General features: G+C 66.1%; 15 protein-coding genes. All 15 read left to right on the top strand.

Going from position 1 to position 18,312, the window contains the following annotated elements; all coding sequences use genetic code 11:
- Nucleotides 1–70: 70 nt before the first annotated feature.
- The 15 genes from RCH10_RS14880 (at nt 71) to RCH10_RS14810 (ending at nt 18,293) form a co-directional block, all read left to right on the top strand.
- Entirely contained in the window at nt 71–1,261 is a 1,191-nt protein-coding gene (locus tag RCH10_RS14880; RefSeq protein WP_409052970.1) for a thiolase family protein, read from the top strand.
- Nucleotides 1,258–2,538 (top strand): SDR family NAD(P)-dependent oxidoreductase, encoded by a 1,281-nt coding sequence (locus RCH10_RS14875; protein WP_409052969.1) that lies wholly within the window; start codon nt 1,258–1,260, stop codon nt 2,536–2,538. Before RCH10_RS14880 ends, RCH10_RS14875 begins: the two co-directional genes overlap by 4 nt.
- Nucleotides 2,539–2,557: 19 nt before the next feature.
- Nucleotides 2,558–3,370 (top strand): cyclase family protein, encoded by an 813-nt coding sequence (locus RCH10_RS14870; protein ID WP_409052968.1) that lies wholly within the window; start codon nt 2,558–2,560, stop codon nt 3,368–3,370.
- Nucleotides 3,367–4,101 (top strand): SDR family NAD(P)-dependent oxidoreductase, encoded by a 735-nt coding sequence (locus RCH10_RS14865; protein ID WP_409052967.1) that lies wholly within the window; start codon nt 3,367–3,369, stop codon nt 4,099–4,101. Before RCH10_RS14870 ends, RCH10_RS14865 begins: the two co-directional genes overlap by 4 nt.
- Before the next feature lie 110 nt (nt 4,102–4,211).
- On the top strand, nt 4,212–5,381 hold the full coding sequence (locus RCH10_RS14860; protein WP_409052966.1) for an ABC transporter substrate-binding protein: 1,170 nt from the start codon (nt 4,212–4,214) through the stop codon (nt 5,379–5,381).
- A gap of 37 nt (nt 5,382–5,418) precedes the next feature.
- Entirely contained in the window at nt 5,419–6,459 is a 1,041-nt protein-coding gene (locus RCH10_RS14855) for a branched-chain amino acid ABC transporter permease (protein ID WP_323496023.1), read from the top strand.
- Complete coding sequence (locus RCH10_RS14850) at nt 6,456–8,279, top strand: ABC transporter permease subunit (protein ID WP_409052965.1); 1,824 nt, start codon at nt 6,456–6,458, stop codon at nt 8,277–8,279. Before RCH10_RS14855 ends, RCH10_RS14850 begins: the two co-directional genes overlap by 4 nt.
- Nucleotides 8,276–9,025: an ABC transporter ATP-binding protein gene (locus RCH10_RS14845; RefSeq protein WP_409052964.1), complete on the top strand. Its 750-nt coding sequence runs from the start codon at nt 8,276–8,278 to the stop codon at nt 9,023–9,025. The genes RCH10_RS14850 and RCH10_RS14845 overlap by 4 nt, the downstream gene beginning before the upstream one ends.
- Nucleotides 9,026–9,145: 120 nt before the next feature.
- Nucleotides 9,146–10,282, top strand: coding sequence for an ABC transporter substrate-binding protein (locus RCH10_RS14840; protein WP_409053074.1), 1,137 nt, complete (start codon nt 9,146–9,148; stop codon nt 10,280–10,282).
- Nucleotides 10,283–10,506: 224 nt separating this feature from the next.
- Complete coding sequence (locus tag RCH10_RS14835) at nt 10,507–11,832, top strand: aromatic ring-hydroxylating dioxygenase subunit alpha (RefSeq protein WP_409052963.1); 1,326 nt, start codon at nt 10,507–10,509, stop codon at nt 11,830–11,832.
- Nucleotides 11,833–11,876: 44 nt separating this feature from the next.
- Entirely contained in the window at nt 11,877–13,040 is a 1,164-nt protein-coding gene (locus RCH10_RS14830) for an ABC transporter substrate-binding protein (RefSeq protein WP_409052962.1), read from the top strand.
- A 55-nt stretch (nt 13,041–13,095) separates the two neighbouring features.
- Nucleotides 13,096–14,151, top strand: coding sequence for a branched-chain amino acid ABC transporter permease (locus tag RCH10_RS14825; RefSeq protein WP_409052961.1), 1,056 nt, complete (start codon nt 13,096–13,098; stop codon nt 14,149–14,151).
- The gene (locus tag RCH10_RS14820; protein ID WP_409052960.1) at nt 14,148–15,929 is read left to right on the top strand and encodes an ABC transporter permease subunit; all 1,782 of its coding nucleotides are present in this window, start codon (nt 14,148–14,150) and stop codon (nt 15,927–15,929) included. Before RCH10_RS14825 ends, RCH10_RS14820 begins: the two co-directional genes overlap by 4 nt.
- The gene (locus RCH10_RS14815; RefSeq protein WP_409052959.1) at nt 15,926–16,657 is read left to right on the top strand and encodes an ABC transporter ATP-binding protein; all 732 of its coding nucleotides are present in this window, start codon (nt 15,926–15,928) and stop codon (nt 16,655–16,657) included. Before RCH10_RS14820 ends, RCH10_RS14815 begins: the two co-directional genes overlap by 4 nt.
- Nucleotides 16,647–18,293: an ATP-dependent acyl-CoA ligase gene (locus tag RCH10_RS14810; RefSeq protein ID WP_409052958.1), complete on the top strand. Its 1,647-nt coding sequence runs from the start codon at nt 16,647–16,649 to the stop codon at nt 18,291–18,293. The genes RCH10_RS14815 and RCH10_RS14810 overlap by 11 nt, the downstream gene beginning before the upstream one ends.
- Nucleotides 18,294–18,312 lie beyond the last annotated feature (19 nt).

Here is an 18,312-nt window from a genome sequence, read left to right as displayed (position 1 = left end):
ATGAGCGGAGGGGACTACCCAGTGGCCTCGGCACGAGCCAACGAATGCACCCGAGCCCGGACCTACTGAAATGGCAATAACAAAAAAACGCCGTCAGTCCTACGAAGGCGTAGCCGTGGCCGTCCCCGTCACGGTCCCCTACGAGCGCTACTCCACCCGCACCGCCCACTGGTTCCTGGGCCGCGCAGTCGATGCATTGGTCCAGTCCAGTGGCATCAAGAAAGAACAGATCGACGGTTTCTGCGTCAGCAGCTTTTCATTGGCGCCGGACACCGCTGTCGGCCTCACCCAGCACCTCGGCCTCTCGCCGCGTTGGCTCGACCACGTGCCCACAGGCGGCGCATCCGGCGTGATGTGCCTGCGTCGCGCCGCCCGAGCCGTGCAGTCCGGCGATGCCGACATCGTGGCCTGCGTGGCCGGCGACACCAACCATGTCGATTCCTTCCGCCAGACCCTCGGCGCCTTCAGCAACTTCTCGCGCGACGCGACCTATCCGTATGGCGCGGGCGGCCCCAACTCGGTGTTCGCCTTCATCACCGCCAACTACATGCGCACCTTCGGCGCCACGCGCGAAGACTTCGGCCGCATCGCCGTCGACCAGCGAACCAACGCGCTGAAGAACCCGCATGCGATGTTCAAGAAGCCGCTCACGCTCGAGGCTTACATGGCGGCGCGCCCGATCTCCGACCCGATCCATCTGTTCGACTGCGTCATGCCCTGTGCCGGCGGCGAAGCATTCCTCGTCATGAGCGAGGAGCGGGCACGCGACCTGGGCCTGCCGCACGCGCTGGTGCACGGCGCCATCGAGCGCCACAACGCGTATGCCGACGATCCGATCATGGTGCGCGGCGGCTGGCGCATGGACCGCGACGATCTCTATGCGCAGGCCGCGGTGAAACCATCGGACATCGACTTCGTGCAGACCTACGACGACTACCCGGTGATCGTGATGATGCAGTTCGAGGACCTCGGGTTTTGCGAGAAGGGCGAGGGCCCTACCTTCACGCGCGCGAACACGATGACGCACGACGGCAGCTTTCCCAACAACACCAGCGGCGGGCAACTGTCGGCCGGCCAGGCCGGCGCGGCCGGTGGGTTTCTCGGCATGACAGAGGCGATTCGTCAGCTCACCGGCGACGCGGGCGACCGTGCCGTGTCCGATGCGCAGTGGGGCCTGGTGGCGGGCTTCGGCATGGTCACCTACGACCGGTGCCTGTGCACCGGTGCCGTGATCCTCGGGCGTGGGGAAGGCCGCTCATGACGATGCCCTTCATCCACCCGCCGCGCAAGAACCCGGTGCTGCGCACGCGGCAGATGAACCTGCCGCCGTGGGCACGCGGCCGCGTCGCGCTCGGCATCACGGCCGCAGCCGCAGAGGGCCGGTTCGAACTGCAGGTCTGCGACGACTGCGCAACGGTGCAATACCCGCCGCGCGAGGTCTGCCACAAGTGCCTGTCGGTCAGCCTGCGCTGGCGCGAACAAAGCGGGGAAGGCGCGCTGCTCGCCACCACCACGCTGCACCACAGCAACGACCTGTACTTCCGCGAGCGGCTGCCCTGGCGGCTGGGCCTGGTGCATCTCGATGCCGGTCCGACGCTGATGGTTCACCTGCACGGTGAAGTCGCAGAAGTTGGCGAGAGCGGCGACAGGGACAAAGCCTCGACCCGCGTGCGCGTGGGCGCCCGACTCGACCGCGCGGGGCAGGCCGTGCTCATTGGTTTTCCGAATGAAGGAAGTGCTCATATGGCCGACGACAAGATGCTGCGAGAAATGACCAGCGACCCCAAGTTCCGCAAGGTGCTGGTGACCGACGGCAAGACCGAAGTCGGCCAGGCGCTGGTGCGCGCGCTGGTCAACGCCGGTGCCGACGTCGTCTGGGTCGGTCATGCCGAGCCGTGGAAGAAGCTGGGCGGGCTGGACGACATCTCCGCGCTGCCGCAAGTCACGCTGGTGCCGCTCGACCTGACCAACGGCCGTGCCGTGACCGAGCTTGCCGCAGAGATCGGCGGCAAGGTCGACATCGTGATCAATAACGCCGAGGTGCATCGCGCCTTCGGCATCGGTGCACGCCGCGGTACCGACGCGGCCAAGGCCGAGATGGACATCAACTACTTCGGCCTGCTGCGGCTGGCGCAGGAGTTCGGCCCGGCGCTCAAGGGGCGCGCGGCCGACGGGCAGACCGGTGCGACCGCGTGGGTCAACCTGCTGTCGGTCTATGCGCTCAGCAACTTTCCGCCGCACGGCACCTTCAGCGCTTCGAAGGCGGCGGCCCTGTCGCTGTCGCAGTGCCTGCGCGCCGAGATGCGGCCGGCCGGCATTCGCGTGATCAACGTGTTCCCCGGTCCGATCGACGACGACTGGAACCAGCAGATGCCCGCACCCAAGCTGGCCCCCGACACGCTGGCCAACGCCATCGTGAAAGCGCTGCGCGATGGTGTGGAAGACATTTACCCCGGCGACGTCGCGCAAGAGTGGCTCGAACGCTGGCGCGACAACCCCAAGATCCTCGAGCGCGAGCTGGCCGCGGGCGGCAGCTGAAAGCAGGAGCAGAGCCAACATGACAAGCACGACCGAACTGATGTCCGCCGCCGAAATTCTTGGCAGCCTGGTGAGCGCGATGAGCACCGGCCGTATCCGCGTGATCGACCTCACGCAGACGCTCACACCCGAGTTTCCGCAGATCGCGCTGCCGCCCGAAATGGGCCAGTGCTGGCCCTTTCGCATCGAGGAAGTGTCCAAGTACGACGAGCGCGGCCCGGCCTGGTACTGGAACAACTTTTCTTGCGGCGAGCACACCGGCACGCACTTCGATGCACCGATCCACTGGATCTCCGGGCGCGACCTGCCCAACAACTCGGTCGACACGATTCCGGTGCAGAACTTCGTTGCACCCGCCTGCGTGATCGACTGCTCGACCGACGTGCAGTCGAACGACGACTACCTGTTGAGCGTCGCCGACATCGAGCGCTACGAAGCCGCACACGGCCGCATTCCAAAGGGCGCGTGGGTGCTGATGCGCACCGACTGGTCCAAGCGGGCCGACCCCGAGGCCTACCAGAACTTCGACGAAACCGGCCAGCACACACCCGGCCCGAGCACCGAAGCCGTGCGCTTCCTCGTGGAGCAGCGCGACGTGCTGGGCTTCGGCTCGGAAGCCATCGGCACCGATGCCGGGCAGGGCTACCACCTGCGTCCACCGTACCCGTGCCACCACTACATGCACGGAGCCGGGCGCTACGGTCTGCAGTGCCTTTGCAACCTCGACCTGTTGCCGCCGGCCGGCGCGGTGCTGATCTGTCCGCCGCTCAAGATCGAGAAGGGCAGCGGCAGTCCGCTGCGCGTGCTCGCCTTGATTGGGGTTGGCTCGTGAGCGCAGCGCCGTGCAAGGTCGCCGCAGTCACCGGCGGCAGCGCCGGCATCGGCCAGGCGATCTGCGAAGACCTGCTGGGCAAGGGCTACGAGGTGGTGTCGCTGTCGCGCCGCAAGGCGAGCATCGACCATCCGCGCATGCACAGCATCGAGGTCGACTTGGGCGACAGGGCTGCAACCGCCGAGGCCGCGGCCGAACTCGTGCGCTGCTTCGAAGTCGATACGGTGGTCCACAACGCCGGTGTGATTCGCCCTGCGTTGCTCGCGGACGTCGACCTCTCCGATCTGGATGCCCTGACTGAATTGCACCTCGGTTGTGCCATCCAGCTGGTGCAGGCCGCGCTGCCGCGCATGCGTGAACAGCACTTCGGCCGCGTCGTCCTGATGTCGTCGCGCGCCGCGGTCGGCCTCGCGACCCGCACTGCGTATTCGGCGACCAAGGCCGGCATGCTGGGCATGGCGCGCACCTGGGCGCTCGAACTCGCGGCCGACGGCATCACGGTGAACGTGGTGGCGCCGGGCCCGATTCGCACCGACATGTTCTACGACGTGGTGGAAGAGGGCAGCGACAAGGAGCGCGCACTGGCCGCGTCGGTGCCTGTCAAGCGGTTGGGCGAGTCGGCCGACGTCGCGCGGGCCGTGAGTTTCTTCGTCGACCCGGCCAATGGATTCGTCACCGGCCAGGTGCTGTACGTTTGCGGCGGCACCAGTGTCGGCAGCCTCGCCTTGTGATGTCTACAGAGACATTTACCGTGCCTTCGACTTCGACTTTTCTTTCGAGCAACGCACGTTGCACCGTTTCTTGCTCTGTTCAGTTTCTTCTCAACCTGGAGTTCTTTTCCATGCCCAGCAAACCTCTCAAGTCACACAAGTCCCTGACGGCGCTCGCCCTCTTCGCGGCCATCGCAACGTTCGCGGCGCCCGTGCTGGCGCAGGTGAAGATCGGCGTCGTGACATCTTCGACCGGACCGACCGCGCTGGTCGGTATTTCGCAAAAGAACACGGTGCCGCTGCTGCCGACCAAGATCGGTGACCTCACCGTCGAGTACATCTCGCGTGACGACGCCAGCGACTCCACCAATTCGGTGACCGAGATCAAGAAGCTCATCAGCGAGTCGAACATCGACGCGCTCATCGGCCCGAGCGGTTCGCCCAACGCGATGGGCGTGATCCAGTTCATCGCCGACGCCGGCGTGCCGATGCTGGCGCCGGTCGGTACGGCGGCGGTGGTGCTGCCGATGACCGATGCCAAGAGGTGGGTCTTCAAGACCACGCAGAACGACGACATCATCGCCAAGGCGCTGGTCGGCCAGATGGTCAAGATGAAAATCAAGACCCTCGGCGTCATCGCGCTCAACGACCCGTACGGTGAGAACTGGGTCAAGGTGATGGGCGAACTCGCTGCCAAGAACGACATCAAGATCGTCGCGACCGAACGCTTCCTGCGCACCGACACCTCCGTCACCGCGCAGAGCCTGAAGGTGCTCGCCGCTGCCCCGGATGCGGTGCTGATCGCCGCCGCCGGTGGCCCGACGGTGCTGCCGCAGACCACGCTGTTCGACCAGGGCTACAAGGGCCAGATCTTCCAGACGCACGGCGCTGCGCTGCCCGACTTCTTGCGCCTCGGCGGCAAGAAGGTCGAAGGCACGATCCTGGCCGCCAGCCTGATGCTGGTGCTGCCCGAGATCGCCGACAGCAACCCGTCCAAGAAGATGGCCATCGACTACATCGCGGCCTACGAAAAGCTCAACGGCAGCAAGCCCGCCACCTTTGGCGCCAACGTCTACGACGCCGGCCTGCTGCTGCAAAAGGCGATACCTATCGCTGGGCAGAAAGCCAAGCCCGGCACCAAGGAGTTCCGTGCCGCACTGCGCGACGCGCTGGAGCAGACCAAGGAGCTGGTCGCGACGCAGGGCGTGTACACGATGACGGCGGCCGATCACAGCGGCTTCGACGATCGCGGCCGCGAGCTGATCACTGTCAAGGATGGCAACTGGAAGCTGCTGAAGTAAGCAGCGCAGGCGAAGAAAGAGCGAAGCGCGTCACCGCATGAATCTCCAGATTGCAGTTCTCCTGGGCCAGGACGGCATCACCAACGGCGCCATCTATGCGCTGCTGGCCTTGTCGATCGTGCTGGTCTTCACCGTGACGCGCGTGCTTCTGATTCCGCAAGGCGAGTTCGTCGCCTATGGAGCGTTGACGATGGCGGCCATTCAGGCTGGCCAGCCCAGCGCGGTGGCGTGGCTGGTGACGCTGCTGTTCGCGGCTTCGGCCGCGGTCGACGTGGCGCTGCTGCTGATGCGCAGCGAGCGCGCCGTGCCGCTGCGCTGGATGTTCGCGGGCAAGCTACTCTATCCGTTGCTGATGCTGCTGGCGGTCTACAAGCTTCCGCTCGCCACGATGGCGATGCCGCTGCAGATCGCGTTGACCTTGGCCTTGCTGGTGCCGCTTGGCCCGCTGCTGTATCGGCTGGTGTTCCAGCCGATCGCCGATGCGCCAGCGCTGGTGCTGCTGATCGTGTCGATCGCGCTGCATGTGTCGATGGTCGGTGTCGGCCTGCTCGTCTTCGGGCCGGGCGGTGCGAGCACCACGCCGCTGGTCGACGCGATCATCGAGGTCGGTGGCGTCCGCATCAAGGCGCAGACGCTGTGCGTGATCGCGGTCGCGCTGTTGCTGATCGGCGCGCTCTACCTGATGTTCGGCCGCACCTTGTATGGCAAGGCGCTGCGCGCCGCGGCGATGAACCGCATGGGCGCGCGGCTCATGGGCATCTCGCCGGTGTTCGCCGGCAAGGCCACTTTTTCCCTGGCCGCGCTGATCGGCGCAATGTCGGGCGTGCTCATCGCGCCGATGACCACCATCTACTACGACTCGGGCTTCATCATCAGCCTGAAGGGCTTCATCGGCTCGATCATCGGTGGGCTCGTGAGCTATCCGATCGCGGCCATCGGTGCAGTGGTCGTCGGGCTGATCGAAGCTTTCTCGGCCTTCTATGCCAGCACCTACAAGGAGATCATCGTCTTCACGCTGATCATCCCGGTGCTGCTGTGGCTGTCGCTCACCAGCAAGCATGTGGAGGACGAGGAATGAGCGCCAAAAGCTCATTCATCGGACTCGGCATTTTCGTGCTGCTGCTCGTCGTCGCGCCGCTGGTGGTGCCGCCGTTCTATGTCACGCAGCTCAACTACATCGGCCTCTACGGGTTGGTCGCGTTGGGTCTCTTGCTGCTGACCGGCGTCGGCGGCCTCACCAGCTTCGGGCAGGCCGCGTTCGTCGGTATTGGCGCCTACACGACGGCTGCGCTCTCGACCGGCGTGATCCCGGTGCCGGAGATGTTCACCTGGGCCCAGCACTCGCCGTGGATCGCGCTGGTCGCCGGCCTGTTGCTGACGCTGGCGGTCGCGCTGGTGCTGGGCGCGCTCACACTGAGGCTGTCGGGCCACTACCTGCCGCTCGGCACCATCGCATGGGGCCTGAGCCTCTACTACCTGTTCGGCACCTTCGATCGACTGGGCGGACAAACCGGCCTGCCGGGCATCCCGCCGATCTCGCTGTTCGGGGTCAAGCTGGAAAGCGCCAACCAGATGTACTACCTCATCTGGGCCTTCGTGCTGGTGGCGGCGCTGACCACGCAGAACCTGCTCGACTCGCGCCAGGGCCGCGCCATTCGTGCGCTCAAGGGGGGAGTGGTGATGGCCGAGGCGATGGGCGTGGACACGGCGCGCTCGCGCATGGTGATCTTCGTCATCGCCGCGTTGCAAGCTTGTGCGTCGGGCTGGCTGTATGCGCACCTGCAACGCTTCGTCAATCCGTCGCCATTCAGCCTGCAGTACGGCATCGACTACCTGTTCATGGCGGTGGTGGGTGGCGCCGGGCAGGTGTGGGGCGCGTTCCTCGGAGCCGGCGTCATCATCGTGTCGAAGCAATGGCTGCAGGACATCTTGCCGAGCCTTCTGGGCCGCAGCGGCAACTTCGAGATGATCGTCTTCGGCGCGCTGCTGATCCTGCTGCTGCAGCGTTCGCGATCGGGACTCTGGGGTCTGGTCACACGCTGCATGACGAAGCTGCTGCCCAAGTCGAAAGCCGGGCGCACACGCAGCGTGTCGCTGACGGCCGAGCCGCTGCCGCGCCGGCCGATGCCACCCCGTGGCGAGGTCGTGCTCCAGGCCAGGGCGGTCACGCGTCGCTTCGGCGGACTCATCGCCAACGACGCCATGGACCTTACGGTGCATGCCGGCGAAATCCTCGCGCTCATCGGCCCCAACGGCGCGGGCAAGAGCACGATGTTCAACCAGCTGTCGGGCGTGGACACGCCGACGTCGGGCCAGGTCATGTTTCGCGGACAGTCGATCGCCGGCCGCGGCTCGCGTGCCATCGCCAAGCTGGGCCTGAGCCGCAGCTTTCAGCATGTGCGGTTGATGACGGAGATGAGCGTGCTGGAAAACGTGGCCATCGGTGCGCACCTTCGCGGCAAGCGCGGCGTGCTGGCGGCGGCGTGGCGGCTCGACCGAACCGAAGAGGCGCGCCTGATGGCCGAGGCTGCGCACCAAGTCGAGCGTGTCGGCTTGAAGGACCACATGTTCGACGAGGCAGGTTCGCTCGCCTTGGGCCAGCAGCGCACGCTGGAGATTGCCCGCGCACTCGCCAGCGACCCGAGCCTGCTGTTGCTCGACGAGCCCGCCGCCGGCCTGCGCCATCGCGAGAAGGAAGCGCTGGGCGACTTGCTGCGCAAGCTGCGCGGGGAGGGCATGGCGATCCTGCTGGTCGAGCACGACATGGACTTCGTGATGGGCTTGGTCGATCGCGTGGTGGTGATGGACTTCGGCCAGAAGATCGCAGAGGGCTTGCCCGACGAGGTGCAGAAGAATCCGGCGGTGCTCGAGGCTTACCTGGGCGGGGTCGAAGCATGACAGCCAACGTGCTCCAAGTGCGCGACCTGACCGTCTCTTACGGCAAGGTCGATGCACTGGTCAAAGCCAACATCGAGGTCGACACCGGCCGCATCGTGACGGTGATCGGCCCCAACGGCGCCGGTAAGACCACGCTGCTTTCTGCCGTGATGGGCGTGCTGCCGTCGCGCGGCGAGATCGTGCTCGACGGCACCGTGCACCACTCTCCGCAGGTCGAGCAGATGGTGCGCGCCGGCATGACGCTGGTGCCTGAAAAGCGCGAGCTCTTCGCCGGCATGAGCGTCCAGGACAACCTCGCGCTGGGCGCTTTCGACCGGCATCGCCGTGGCCTGCGCGACAGTGCGGAAACGCTGACGGAAATCTACGGTCTGTTCCCGCGCCTGCAGGAGCGGCGAGAACAGCTGGCCGGCACGCTGTCGGGCGGCGAGCGCCAGATGCTCGCGATCGGCCGCGCCCTCATGGCCAAACCACGACTGCTGATGCTGGACGAGCCCAGCCTCGGCCTCGCGCCGCTGATCGTGCGCGAGATTTTTCGCATCATCGCGGCGCTGCGTGGGCGCGGTGTCTCGATCCTGTTGGTGGAGCAGAACGCACGTGCCGCGCTGCAGGTCGCCGACTACGCCTATGTGCTGGAAACCGGCGCCATCAGCATGCACGGCCCGGCCGCCGAACTGGCGCAAGACCCGCGTGTCGTCGAGGCCTACCTTGGCCTCGCCGGCAAGCACCAGGACCAGCTTTCCCGATGAAAGCGCCGTACTGACATCCATGCTTCGAATTCGACGCCACGACACGCCGATATTGTTGACACCTCAATGTTTCGAACTTCATATTCATCTGAAAGGGCACCCATGACACCGTTCAAAAGCATGACCCGCACTGCCGTCGCACTCGGCATCGCCATGGGACTCTCGGCCGCCGCGATGGCCGCCGACCTCAGGATCGGCTTCATCAGTTCGCTCTCCGGCCCGGTGTCCGCACTCGGCATCCCGTATGAAAAAGGCATCCGCGCTGCCATCGCCGAAAGTCCGATGCTGGCCGGCCACAAGGTCGAACTCATCGTGCTCGACGATGCATCGGACCCGACGACGGCCGGCCGCAACGCGCGCAAGCTGGTGGTCGAAGACAAGGTCGACGTGCTCATCGGCACCTCCGGCGTGCCCGGTGCCATGGCCATCGCCGCGGTCGCGAAAGAACTCAACGTGCCGCTGATCTCACCGACCCCGGTCACGATCGCCGGTGGCGCCGACACCTGGACTGTGACGGTGTCGCAATCTTTCCCGCTGATGGTCTCGGCGGTGGTCGAGCGCATGCAGAAGGCAGGCGTGAAAACGGTTGCATACATCGGTTTTTCCGACGCGCTCGGTGACCTGGCCTACGACTCGCTGAAGATGAGCACCGACGCCGCCGGCATCAAGATCGTCGCCAACGAACGCTATGCGCGCGCCGACGCATCGGTCACCGGCCAGATCCTCAAGATCACCGCGCTGCGCCCCGACGCGGTGTTCGCCGGCAACTCCGGCACCCCCGGCGCGCTGCCGTACCTGGCACTCGCAGAGCGCGGCTATAAAGGTCAGCTCTACGGCACCCACGGCCTCATCAACGCCGACTTCGTGCGGGTGGGTGGCGCCTCCATAGAACGTCTGCAAGTGCCGAGCGGCCCCGTGCTGGTGGCCGACCAGATCGCCGCCGACAACCCGATTCGTGCCGTGTCGATGAACTTCCGCGCCGCCTACCAAAAGGTCAACGGCGCGCCACCCAACGACGCCTTTTCGTCGTACACCTACGACTCGTACCTGCTGCTCGGCGATGCAACCAAGCGCACCAAGGGCGAGCCGGGCACACCGGCTTACCGCACGGCATTGCGCGACGCGATCATGAGCACCAAGGAGCTGGTCGGCACGCATGGTGTCTACAACTTCAAGCCGGACGACCGGTACGGCTCCGACAAGCGAGGCGTGGTCATGGTCAAGATGGAGAAGGGTCAGTGGAAGCTGGCTCCTTGAGATGAAGACCGGCGCTCGTTCTCGTTGTTTGGTGGTGCGCTTGTTGCGCACGGGGTGGGATCACGCCGGCGGCGTACTCCCCTCCGCGAATGTCCCCCGGCCTTCGGCCTCCTCCTTTATTTCGCTGCGGGTAGCACACCATCGACGCGATCTCGTAGCGCCCGTATCGGTGGCCTCGGCACGAGCCAACGAATGCACCCGCACCCAGTTCCGGAGCCACTGACATGTCGAACTACCGCGACAACCCCCAAGCCATAGCTGCGTTAGTCGAACAAGACCGTGTCCACCGCGACCTCTACCTGAGCGACGAGCTGTTCGCACTGGAGCAAGAGCGGCTGTTCGCGAACACATGGCTCTACGCCGGCCACACGAGTCAAGTACCGAACACCGGTGACTACTGGGCCCTGGAACTCGCTGGCAAACCGGTCATGCTGGTCCGCCAACCCGATGGCCTTGTCCGTGTCTTCTACAACCGCTGCGCCCACAAAGGCAGCCGCCTCGTCACCGACGAACACGGCAACACCGGCAAGTTCTTTCGCTGCCCGTATCACGCCTGGACCTACAAGCTCGATGGCGCACCGCTCGGCATGCCGCTGAAGAGCGGTTACGAAGGCACGCGCCTGACCGAGTGCGAATCCGGCCAGGGCCTGGTCGAAGTCAGGAACACCGTGGTCTACCGCGACTTCGTCTTCGTGCGAATGGCCGACGAGGGCATCGACTTCGACAGCTTCTTCGGCGACGTCAAGCAGGCCATCGACAACATGGTCGACCGCTCCCCCGAGGGCAAACTGACCGTCGGCGGCGGCGTGTTGCGCAGCATCATCCATTGCAACTGGAAGATGTACCTGGAGAACATCAACGACACCGTGCATCCGATGTCGACGCACGAGTCGGCGACACAGGCTGCGAAGTCGGTCTGGGCGACGCACGATGCCGACGAGCCCAAGCCGATGGCGATGGAACAGATCCTGCCGTTCGGTGCCGGCTACGATTTCTTCGACAAGATGGGCGGCCGTGTGTTCGCCAACGGCCACAGCATCCTGGGCGTCAACTTCAGCATTCACTCGGGCTATGCGCAGCTGCCGCAATACGAAGCGGCGATGCGTGCGGCGCATGGCGAACAGCGCGCTGCCGACATCCTGGAGCGATCGCCGCAGAACTCGGTTTTCTATCCGAGCCTGTCGGTCAAGGGCTCGCCGCAAGCCATCCGCGTGATCCGGCCACTGGCCGCGAATCGCACGTTGATCGAAGCCTGGAGCTTCCGTGCCGCAGGCGCACCCGAGGTGTTGTTTCAGCGCGCGATGACCTACAACCGGCTCGTCTTCTCGCCCATGTCTGTCGTCGCGCACGACGACGTGCACCTGTTCGAAAGCATGCAGCGCGGCCTTGCGGCCAACGGCAACGACTGGGTCAGCCTGCACCGCAATTTCGACGCGGCCGAGATCGGGCAAGGCACCGTCACGACCAACGGCACCAATGAGCTTTTGATGCGCAACCAGTTCCGCGCATGGGCCCGCTACATGGCATCCGCATCCGAAACGTCCACCTGAAATCCCCTTTCCATTTTTCAATCCAACCCAAGAGGAGTGACACCATGAAGCACCTGATCCCGACCCTGACACGCGGCGCGCTCACAGCGGCACTGGCCGTCGGCTTTGCGATGACCGCGCTGGCGGCCGACCTCAAGGTCGGACTCAGCACCTCGCTGTCTGGCCCCAACTCCTCCATCGGCATTCCCTATGCCAAGGGCATGCAGGCCGCGCTGGCCTACAGGGGAGAACTCAACGGCGTGAAGATCCAGCTGGTCGTGCTGGACGACGGCTCCGACCCGACGGCGGCAGGCCGCAATGCGCGCAAGCTGGTGGAAGAAGAAAAGGTCGACGTGCTGATGGGCACCTCGGGCGCGCCGTCGGCCGTGGCCATCGCCCAGGTCGGCCGCGACAGCAAGACGCCGATGATCGCGCTCACGCCGATCTCGTGGGACCCGATCGAGAACCCGTGGGCCGTGACCGTGGCGCAGCCGACCCAGCTGATGGTCGATGCCGTGGTCGAGCGCATGAAGCGCAACGGCGTGAAGACGGTCGGCTACATCGGCTTCTCGGACGTCTGGGGCGACCTCGTGTACGACGCGCTGATGAAGGCCGCACCGGCTGCCGGCATCAAAGTACTCAGCAACGAGCGCTATGCGCGGGCCGACTCGTCGGTGACCGGGCAGGTGCTGAAGATCGTCGCCATGCGTCCCGACGCGGTCATGACCGGCGGCGCCGGCACGCCTGGCGCCTTGCCCTATCTGGCGCTGGCCGAGCGCGGCTTCAAGGGCGGCGTGTACGGCCAGCATGGCCTGATCAACCCGGACTTCGTGCGGGTGGCCGGTGCTTCGGCGCAGGGCTCGCTGATGCCGACCGGCCCGGTGATCGTGGCCGAACAATTGCCTGACAGCGCCCCGACGAAGAAGATCGCGCTCGAGTTCCGCGCGGTGTACCAGAAGGTCAACAACGCGCCCACCACCGATGCGTTCTCGGCCTATTCGTTCGACGCGTGGCTGGTGTTCCTCGACGCGGCCGCGCGCGCCATGCCCAAGGCCGCCCCGGGCACGCCGGAATTCCGCGTGGCCCTGCGCGATGCAATTCTCAGCAGCAAGGAAATCGTCGGTACGCACGGCGTCTACAACTTCAAGCCCGGCGCGCTCTACGGCGTGGACGAGCGCGCTCGCGTGATCGTCAAGCTGGACAACGGCCAGTGGAAGCTGGCCCCTTGAGCGGACGCGGCGAACTCGGCAAAGCACGAGCGATGCAGACGCAAAGGATGACCCGATGACCTGGGACGTCGCGCTCATCCTGGCGATGGACGGGCTGGCCAACGGCTCGGTCTACCTGCTCGCGGGCCTGGGCCTGGTGCTGATCTTTTCGGTCACGCGCGTGGTCTTCGTGCCCTTCGGCGACGTGACCGCGTTCGCGGCGCTCACGCTCGCCGCTTTCCAGACCGGCCGCGTGCCGCCGACCATCGGCCTCGTGGCGGTGCTGGCCGTGCTGGCGACGGCCACTGAACTCGGCAGCCTGTGGCGCCGCGGCGAAGTGGCACGCATGCCCAAGGCGTTGCTCGCTTGGGGTGTGCTGCCTCTCGTGCCGTGCCTGCTGGCCTGGCTGGCGGCACGGGCGGGCATGCCGGCCCTGGTGCAGATCGCCGCGACGCTGCTGCTCATCGTGCCGATCACGCCGCTGCTGGCGCGCGTGGTTTACCAGCCGATCGCCGATGCGTCTGTGCTGGTGCTGCTGATCGTCTCGCTCGCATTGCACTTCCTTCTGTCGGGACTCGGCCTGCTGTTCTTCGGCCCCGAAGGTTCGCGCACCGAACCGTTGGCAAGCGGCGTGTTCACGCTGGGCGACAGCTTCGTGGTGAGCGGGCAGGTGCTGCTGATGGTCGGCTCCGCCATCGTGTTGAGCGGGCTGTTCTTTCTGGTGTTCGAACGCACCGTCGCCGGCAAGGCGCTGCGCGCGACCGCGGTGAACCGCGTCGGTGCGCGGCTGGTCGGCATCCGGCCGGCACGCACCGCCCTCATGGCGTACGGCAGCGCATCGCTGCTCGCCGGACTCATCGGCATCCTGATCGGGCCGGTGACCACCATGTACTACGACTCGGGCTTCATCATCGGCCTCAAGGCCTTCGTCGCCGCGATCATCGGCGGGCTGGTGAGCTACCCGGTGACCGCCCTCGGCGCACTCGCCGTCGGCTTGGTCGAAAGCTACGCATCGTTTTGGAGCGGCGCACTGAAAGACGTGATCGTGTTCAGCCTTCTGATCCCCGTCTTGATGCTGCGCTCGTACCTGTCGCGCCATCAGGAAGAAGAGCAGGAAGAGGTGGACGAATGACACCGCGCAACCGCATGTTCATGACGGCGGCCATCGTGCTGCTGCTCGCGCTGGTGCCACTGGTGGCCGGCAACTTCACCGTGTCGTTGCTCAACGATGTAGGCATCGGCGCGCTGGTCGCGCTCGGGCTGGTGCTGTTCACCGGCATCGGCGGCTCGACCTCTTTCGGGCAAGCGGCCTTCGTCGGCATCGCGGCCTATGCCAGCGCGTGGCTCACGACCACGCAGGGTATGTCGCCGTGGATCGGGCTCGTGTTCGCGCTGGCGCTTACAGGAATATCGGCGCTGGCGATCGGCATGCTGACGCTGCGCCTCGGCGGGCACTTCCTTTCGCTGAGCACGATCGCTTGGGGCCTGTCGATCGCGATGTTGTTCGGCAACGTCGAAGCGCTGGGGCGCCACACCGGGCTGTCGAACATCCCGGCACTGCGCATCGCGGGCTGGTCGCTGGCCGAACCACGCGCCATCTACTACCTGATCTGGGCGCTGGTCGGACTGGCCTTTTTGTTCAGCCGCAACCTGCTGAGTTCGCGACCCGGCCGTGCGATACGCGGGTTGCGCGGCGGTGCTACGCTGCTGGCGAGCGTGGGTGCCGATGCTTACCGCGTGCGGCTCACGCTGTTCGTCACCGCGGCGCTGTTCGCAGGTCTCGCCGGCTGGCTCTATGCGCACATGAACCGCTTCGTGAGCCCATCGCCTTTCGACGTGCGCGCGAGCATCGAGTACCTGCTGATGGCGGTGGCCGGTGGGCTCGGTCAACTGGTGGGTGCGCTGGTCGGTGCAGCGCTGGTGTTGCTGCTGAAGAACGGCCTGCAGGACTTGTTGCCGCTGCTCACGCAACGCGCAGGGCAGCTCGAAGCCATCGCTTTTGCTGCGGTGTTCATCCTGCTGCTGCACTTCGCGCGTGGTGGCCTGATGGGCTTCGTGCGCCGATGGACGCGCGGGCGTTGGGCAGCGCTGCCGTCGACGGCGCCGGTCAAGCCGGTCACGCCGCTGGCGCAACGCACGCTGCCGGGTCGTGGCACACCGATCCTGTCGGTGCAGGGCGTGGTCAAGCGCTTCGGTGGATTGATCGCAGTCAACGAGGTGAGCTTCGACGTCGCAGCGGGCGAGATCATCGGACTGATCGGCCCCAACGGCGCGGGCAAGTCGACCATGTTCAACCTGCTGACCTGCACCCTGCCGATGACCTCGGGCCAGGTGCGCTTCATGGACCAGAACATCGCGGGCCTGCCGCAACGTCAGGTTGCGCGACTCGGATTGGCGCGCACCTTCCAGCACGTGAAGCTGCGACCGCACATGAGCCTGCTCGACAACGTCGCGCTGGGTGCTTATGCGCGGACCGGTGCCGGCGTGCTCAGAGCCGGACTCCGGCTCGACCGTGCCGAAGAACAACAGGTGCTGCAGGAAGCACAGCGCCAGCTCGATCGCATCGGCCTCGGCGACCGCTCGCACGAGATGGCCGGCAGCCTGCCGCTGGGCACCCAGCGCATTCTGGAGATCGCGCGAGCGCTTGCCGCCGACCCGGTGTTGCTGGTGCTGGACGAACCCGCGGCCGGCTTGCGTCGCAAGGAAAAGATGGAGCTCGGCGCGTTGCTTCGCAAACTGCGCGAGGAGGGCGTGACCATCCTCATCGTCGAGCACGACATGGACTTCGTGATGAAACTGGTGGACCGATTGGTGGTGATGAACTTCGGCTCGAAGCTGGTCGAGGGCGTGCCCGCCGTGGTGCGCGCGGACGAGCGCGTGCAGGCGGCTTATCTGGGGAGCGTCGTATGACGGCCATGTTGGAAATCGGCGAGCTGCATGTCGGCTACGGACAGGTCGAGGCCGTGCGAGGCGTCTCGCTCGCCCTGCAACCGGGGCAGATCATCTCGGTGATCGGGCCTAACGGTGCGGGCAAGACCACGCTGCTGGCCGCGGCCATGGGCCTGCTGCCGAGCAAAGGCGTGCTGCGCTTCGAGGGCGAAGACCTGCACGGGCTCGATGTCGAATCGCGCGTCGAACGCGGCCTGTGCCTAGTGCCGGAAAAACGCGAGCTCTTCGGCGAGCTGACGGTGCTCGACAACCTGCAGCTCGGTGCCTACGCGAAGAAGTTGCGCAGCGATGCGATGAAGCGGCAACTGCAGTCGGTGTACGACCGGTTTCCGCGGCTGGCGGAGCGCCGCTCGCAACGCGCCGACACGCTTTCGGGCGGCGAGCGTCAGATGCTGGCGGTCGGTCGTGCGCTGATGTCGGCACCGCGCCTCCTGATGCTCGATGAACCGAGCCTCGGCCTGGCGCCGCTGATCGTGCGCGACATCCTCGCCATCGTGCGCTCGCTGCGCGACGACGGTGTATCGATCCTGCTGGTGGAGCAAAACGCGCGCGCCGCGCTCGAATCGTCGGACCACGGCTACGTGCTGGAGACCGGCGAGATCGCGCTCTCCGGCGCGTCGGCTGAACTGGCGAGCGACCCGCGCGTGCAGGCGACCTACCTTGGCGGAGGCACGCACGATGACGAGTGAGCTGCGCGCGCTGCCGCCCGCGCAACGCACCTTGCCGGCGATGCTGCAGCGGCAGGCCGTGCTGTTCGGTGCGCGGCCGCTGTTGAAGGTGGCGGGCCGGCAATGGGCACATCGAGACGCCGCCGCAGCGGCTGCCGTCCGGGCGGCCGCACTCGCGCAGGCCGGCGTGGTGCGAGGCGACCGCATTGCAGTAATGGCGGGCAACTGCATCGAGTTCATCGAGACTTTTCTTGGTGCGGGCTGGCTCGGCGCGGTGGTCGTGCCCGTCAACACGGCATCCATGGGCCCGCAGATCGAATACGTCCTTTCGAACAGCGAGGCAAAGCTGCTGGTGATCGGTGCCGGTTGCGTCGAGCGGCTGAAGATGGCGGACCTCGGCCGCACGGCGTTGCGCGAGATTTGGGTGGTCGGCGATGTGGGTGAGGTGGGAGCGATCGTTGCGTCCCGCGAGCTGCCGCCCGGCGTGCGTGTCTCCCGCTATCCAGAAGGCGTCCATGGCGCCGAAAGCGCGCAAGCCAATCCTCCCGCCACCGTGCAGCCCGGCGACCCGCTCGCCATCCTCTATACCTCCGGCACCACCGGCCCGGCCAAGGGCGTGATCTGCCCGCACGCGCAGTACTTCTGGTGGGGCGTGAACAGCGCCGAGGTGCTGGGTGTCGGCCGCGACGACGTGCTCTGCACGACGCTGCCGCTCTTTCATATCAATGCACTCAACACCTTCGCGCAGGCTGCATTGACGGGTGCCGAGGTGGTGTTCGAATCACGCTTCTCGGCATCGGGCTTCTGGCCGTCGATGCGCGCGAACGGCGCGACAGTGGTCTATTTGCTCGGTGCGATGGTGCCCATCCTGTTGGCCCAGCCCGGGGGTGACGGAGAGCGCAATCATTCGGTCCGCATCGGGCTCGGGCCCGGCGTGCCATCGGCAGCGGGGCAGGCTTTCAAGGCGCGTACCGGCGTGACCTTGCTCGAAGGCTATGGCTCGACCGAGACCAACTTCGCCATCGCCACCGCGCCGGCGTCGCCGCGCGGCGGTGTGATGGGCTGGCTGCGCAAGGGCTTCGAGGCGCGTGTCGCCGATGACGACGATGTCGCGGTGCCGGCGGGCGAGGCCGGCGAATTGCTGCTGCGCGCAGACGAGCCCTACGCCTTCGCGAGCGGCTACTTCAACATGCCGGAGAAAACCGTCGAGGCCTGGCGCAATCTCTGGTTTCATACCGGCGACCGCGTGGTGCGCGATGCCGACGGGGCGTTCCGTTTCGTCGATCGCATCAAGGACGCGATCCGCCGTCGTGGCGAGAACATCTCGTCTTTCGAGGTCGAGCAGGTGCTGGCAAGCCATCCGGATGTGGCGTCTTGCGCGGTATACCCGGTGCGCTCCGAGCTGGCGGAAGACGAAGTGATGGCGGCGCTGGTGGCACGCGAGGGCGTGCAGATCAACCTCACTGAACTCATCGAGTTTTGTACGAGCCGGCTGCCGTACTTCGCGGTGCCGCGCTACATCGACGTGCTGCCCGACCTGCCGCGCACCGAGAACGGCAAGGTCCAGAAATTCAAGCTGCGCGAGCGCGGCGTGGGGCCGCAGACCTGGGACGGCCAGCCGGCCAGATCGAGGGGTCGGCCTGAAAGCGCAATTTGAATCGTGGTGCCATAATTAA

Source organism: Variovorax sp. GrIS 2.14 (genome assembly GCF_046115955.1).
Taxonomy (GTDB): domain Bacteria; phylum Pseudomonadota; class Gammaproteobacteria; order Burkholderiales; family Burkholderiaceae_C; genus Variovorax.
This window is presented reverse-complemented; position numbering and strand designations above follow the sequence as displayed.

Excerpts from the sequence above, each read along its gene's own strand:
- RCH10_RS14880 (WP_409052970.1), top strand. The coding sequence starts at position 71 with ATGGCAATAACAAAAAAACGCCGTCAGTCCTACGAAGGCGTAGCCGTG.
- RCH10_RS14875 (WP_409052969.1), top strand. The coding sequence starts at position 1,258 with ATGACGATGCCCTTCATCCACCCGCCGCGCAAGAACCCGGTGCTGCGC.
- RCH10_RS14870 (WP_409052968.1), top strand. The coding sequence starts at position 2,558 with ATGACAAGCACGACCGAACTGATGTCCGCCGCCGAAATTCTTGGCAGC.
- RCH10_RS14860 (WP_409052966.1), top strand. The coding sequence starts at position 4,212 with ATGCCCAGCAAACCTCTCAAGTCACACAAGTCCCTGACGGCGCTCGCC.
- RCH10_RS14855 (WP_323496023.1), top strand. The coding sequence starts at position 5,419 with ATGAATCTCCAGATTGCAGTTCTCCTGGGCCAGGACGGCATCACCAAC.
- RCH10_RS14850 (WP_409052965.1), top strand. The coding sequence starts at position 6,456 with ATGAGCGCCAAAAGCTCATTCATCGGACTCGGCATTTTCGTGCTGCTG.
- RCH10_RS14845 (WP_409052964.1), top strand. The coding sequence starts at position 8,276 with ATGACAGCCAACGTGCTCCAAGTGCGCGACCTGACCGTCTCTTACGGC.
- RCH10_RS14840 (WP_409053074.1), top strand. The coding sequence starts at position 9,146 with ATGACCCGCACTGCCGTCGCACTCGGCATCGCCATGGGACTCTCGGCC.
- RCH10_RS14835 (WP_409052963.1), top strand. The coding sequence starts at position 10,507 with ATGTCGAACTACCGCGACAACCCCCAAGCCATAGCTGCGTTAGTCGAA.
- RCH10_RS14830 (WP_409052962.1), top strand. The coding sequence starts at position 11,877 with ATGAAGCACCTGATCCCGACCCTGACACGCGGCGCGCTCACAGCGGCA.
- RCH10_RS14825 (WP_409052961.1), top strand. The coding sequence starts at position 13,096 with ATGACCTGGGACGTCGCGCTCATCCTGGCGATGGACGGGCTGGCCAAC.
- RCH10_RS14820 (WP_409052960.1), top strand. The coding sequence starts at position 14,148 with ATGACACCGCGCAACCGCATGTTCATGACGGCGGCCATCGTGCTGCTG.
- RCH10_RS14815 (WP_409052959.1), top strand. The coding sequence starts at position 15,926 with ATGACGGCCATGTTGGAAATCGGCGAGCTGCATGTCGGCTACGGACAG.
- RCH10_RS14810 (WP_409052958.1), top strand. The coding sequence starts at position 16,647 with ATGACGAGTGAGCTGCGCGCGCTGCCGCCCGCGCAACGCACCTTGCCG.